Below are 3,794 nucleotides of genomic sequence, written 5' to 3'. Positions count from 1 at the left end.
ATTCTTTGGTAGTGGCTTGATTTATCATACCCGTAGGTTTTCAGGATAGATAAAAAAATTTTCAATTTTTATTCCTTTTCCCGTATCAATGAACCTTTATTTTATTTTTTGTCCTTCCGTCTCTTAGACGATCAAGAAATGATGAAATTAATAATAAAAGTCTTCACTTGAGCGTTGAGACTTCGAGTTTTATTTTCAGAATAAAATAACTCAAAAATATCTTATTTAATTAACCAATCACTTATACCATATTTATTGGCAGTAAAATCTTTATCGTTAATTATTTCCGTAAAATTTCAATATCTTGGCGAACACTATTTTCTTCCGGATCATAAGCTTCGATCGATATTATATTTTTCCCTCTATTCAATGGCAACTCGACACGTAGTTGGTAAACCCCATCAGCTAACCATCTAATATCTTGTTTTAAAACTCTCTTACCATTCAAATAAACTCTTTCGAGATTTCCTTTCAGATCGGCAACTAAAATTATTTTCGAAGATGAAACGACTGTGCCAGAAAGGGGTGCAACAATTTCTATTGAGAGCGGTAAAAAATCATCTATTTGGGGGGGTTTTAATTCTTCAACCAATAACTTTTCATAAGTTTTTACAAATGTCGATCTTTCGCCAAAATCCCGTCCTCCACCAAAAACAAAAATTGTGCCATCTACCGTAGCCGCTCCAAAACCCCAGCGAGGAGTATTCATTGGAGAAAGCGAATCCCAAGTCTCACTCTCAATATCATAAACATCTACCGAAGCTAAATGTCCTACATCATCATTATATCCACCAATTATATAGACCTTTTCTCCAACAAGAAGAGCTTGGCAATTTTCTCTTGGTGTCGGCAAATGAGTCCCTTTACTCCAAGAGTTAATCCTGGTGTTCAATATGTAAAGGGTATCAAGAATTTTTCCACTCTCATCAACCCCACCAAATATAAAAATCTTGTCCCCAAAAGAGGCAATCCCAAAATTATACAAGCTCTCTTTCATAGTTGGCCCCAATGACCACTCATTTTGAACTGGATCATAAATTTCAACAGCATTGGTATTATGAAAATCAACCGTTCGACCACCAATTACATAAATTTTATCGTTGGACACAGCGCTCTCCATCCATCCTCTTCGGGAAGGGAGCGGTTTCCCTTTGCTCCAAGTATTGTTTTCAGGATTGTATATTTCAACGGTATTCATAAAAAACCGACCATCTTCTCGGTATCCCCCGATGACATATATTTTCCCTTGATAGGCCGAAGCAGCAAAGTTGGTTTTCTTTTCTTTCATTGGATTTACTGGCATCCAAGCATTATTTTTTGGATTGTAAACATCTACTAAATTGGTGGTACCCTTTTCTGAAGATACCCCACCAAGAAGATATATTTTTCCATTCAGCTCAATAGCCTTAAAATTTACTCTTCCGTTAAGGGGGATAGTTCCTATTTGAATCCATTTTTCCGAAGCGAGCACATAAAAAGAAAAAACTGTAAAGAAAAAAACTAATAACATCAATAACCACAATTTCATTTTCATCCAAATCGAACCTCCCAAAATCTATGGGTTAATAAGAAACTTTTTTATCTAATCCTTTTTATTTTTTAAAATCCTTTAGTGGCGGTTCTTTTAATCAAACTGTGGTAAGGCATCCTGAGTTGGTGGTGATGGTTGAACACTTGGTTGGTCAAACTGGGGAAGGTTGGTTTGAGGTGTTTGTTCAGGAATCAATGGAAGCTGCTGCTCCGGCACTAAAGGTGTTGGTTGTTGGAAGGGTTGTTGCTGGAAGGGTTCCTGTTGAGGGAAAGGTTGTTGTTGCTGGAAGGGTTCCTGTTGAGGGAAAGGTTGTTGTTGTTGGAAGGGTTGTTGTTGTTGGAAAGGTTGTTGTTGTTGGAAGGGTTGTTGTTGTTGGAAAGGTGTTGGTTGAACTGCCATGAAACTAAACGAACCTAATACTTGACTAAATACAGCTTGATACTGCTGATATTTGTTAGCATCGGAAGTGCATTGAAGTATGTAGGCTTGATTTTGATTAATAATATAGACAACTAAAAACGCCATGTTCATCTGTTGCATTGAACCAGTATAAAGGGCATACTTCGCTGGCACATTTCCTAGGGTAATGTTTTGTGACTGAACAACTTGAAGGTTAGGTATCTGGCTTTGGGATTGTTGAGTATACATATTAGCAAGAGTGTCAAGGTCCATTTGGTATTGAAGGGGAAAAATCATAATTGAAATGTTTTCTTGAAAGAAGTCTTGTTGTGACTCCATTGGAGAAATAAAATATATCACTTCTTGGCCATAAAAATCTTGTGCACTCTGTTGCCATCCAGCTGGAACTTGAATAGAAAATCCCTTCTGGGGGTTTTGATAAGGAACAAAATTCTGCCCATAAGCTATAAACGAGAGACTCAAAACTAATATCACTATTAAAATAAAAGTATTTTTTTTATACATACTATGACCCTCCTTTTTCTCAGACCAATTTTTCTTTTCTTTTAAAAATTTTTTCTTAATATGATTATAATTTCCACCATCCTATAAAACAATATTCAATATTTGATTGACTTTTATATTTTTATTCCAAGAAAGAAATATTTCCGTTGAAGAGTGGTTTTTATTTGTATTCTGTTAATTAAATCCTTTAGGAGGTTATACAAATGATTAAATTCTTAACAATAAAAAGTTTGATTATCATTTTCATAATTGGTTTTAAACTTTTTAGTGGAGTTGCTTTTGCTCATCCCCCTTCAACAATTAATGCAGCCTTTGACCAAGATACTAAAATTTTAACCGTTCAAGCTCTTCATAATGTTCCCAATCCAACCGGCGATCACTATATTCAAGAGATTAAAATTAAACTCAACGGAAAAGATATGGTCCTTCAATATTTCCTTACTCAATCCTCCTCAGGTGTTCAAGAAGCCCAGTATCTTTTTATTGATGCCAAATCTGGAGACACTATTGAAGTTTACGCTCTTTGCAATAAATTTGGCGATAAAACTATTACCCTTAATATTGATTAATTCAAATTAAAATTGGTTTTACACAATTGACATTTTGCTGAATTCTATTTAAAATTTTATTGTGGGCTCTGAGGAACTGGTGTGCGAAAAAGCCTCAACAAGAGAGTTTGTCTCTCTCAGTAAGCTCTGTAGTGAGTGAGCGATTATAATGGCGAATGTCAGGTGTCTTAAACCGACAGAAAACGCATGCGGTTTGTTAGAGCCCATTTTTTATTTTATTGCCGCTAAAAATATGCTATCAGCTCATTCATAAAAACTAATCATCTATATATAAAAACCCTCAAAGCGCTTTTTGCATATATTCTTTTATTATCATGATTACCCAATCAATTTTCCTTTTATCGATCCAATAATGAGTAACCAAGCGATATTCTTCTGCCATGGGAGGATTGATTTTAACATTTTTTTTACTCAAAAAATGAACGAAGGCATTTGAATCAAAATTTCTCTTTTGAATTCGGAAAAAAACCATGTTTATATCAAGTCGGTCATCAAAAACTTCCAATCCGGGGATTTCTCCGATCTGATTTGCTAAATATTGGGCATTTTCGTGATCAACAACAAGCCGTTGAACCATTTTTTCCAATGAAATTATTCCGGCAGCAGCTAAATATCCACTTTGACGAAGACCACCACCCATCAATTTACGATTTTTTCGAGCCCGGTCAATAAAGGATTTACTTCCCGCTAAAATTGAACCAATCGGTGCACATAAACCCTTGGAAAGACAAAACATCACCGAATCACAGTATTGGCTTATATCGGTCGCC

4 protein-coding genes are annotated in these 3,794 nt (G+C 35.4%); 1 reads left to right on the top strand and 3 read right to left on the bottom strand.

The features are described 5' to 3' along the window. Positions 1–280 precede the first annotated feature (280 nt). Both PLK24_RS09565 and PLK24_RS09560 read right to left on the bottom strand, forming a co-directional pair. Positions 281–1,534, bottom strand: a complete 1,254-nt coding sequence (locus PLK24_RS09565) for a Kelch repeat-containing protein (RefSeq protein WP_324478573.1) — start codon at positions 1,532–1,534, stop codon at positions 281–283. A gap of 90 nt (positions 1,535–1,624) precedes the next feature. Beyond that, the gene (locus PLK24_RS09560; protein ID WP_324478571.1) at positions 1,625–2,455 is read right to left on the bottom strand and encodes a PsbP-related protein; all 831 of its coding nucleotides are present in this window, start codon (positions 2,453–2,455) and stop codon (positions 1,625–1,627) included. A 203-nt stretch (positions 2,456–2,658) separates the two neighbouring features. Here PLK24_RS09560 and PLK24_RS09555 point away from each other — a divergent pair, with 203 nt between their 5' ends. After that, complete coding sequence (locus tag PLK24_RS09555) at positions 2,659–3,024, top strand: hypothetical protein (RefSeq protein ID WP_324478569.1); 366 nt, start codon at positions 2,659–2,661, stop codon at positions 3,022–3,024. Positions 3,025–3,304: 280 nt separating this feature from the next. Here the strand turns inward: PLK24_RS09555 and PLK24_RS09550 are convergent. After that, on the bottom strand, positions 3,305–3,794 hold a 490-nt coding region (locus PLK24_RS09550), incomplete at its 5' end, for a beta-eliminating lyase-related protein (protein ID WP_324478567.1).

Source organism: Atribacter sp. (assembly GCF_035418125.1).
GTDB lineage: Bacteria > Atribacterota > Atribacteria > Atribacterales > Atribacteraceae > Atribacter > Atribacter allofermentans.
The sequence above is the reverse complement of the archived record's forward strand: the minus strand, read 5'-3'. Positions and strand labels throughout refer to the sequence as shown.

Bases quoted from the DNA above. Each gene is read 5' to 3' on its own strand.
- PLK24_RS09565 (WP_324478573.1), bottom strand. From the start codon at position 1,534: ATGAAAATGAAATTGTGGTTATTGATGTTATTAGTTTTTTTCTTTACA.
- PLK24_RS09560 (WP_324478571.1), bottom strand. From the start codon at position 2,455: ATGTATAAAAAAAATACTTTTATTTTAATAGTGATATTAGTTTTGAGT.
- PLK24_RS09555 (WP_324478569.1), top strand. From the start codon at position 2,659: ATGATTAAATTCTTAACAATAAAAAGTTTGATTATCATTTTCATAATT.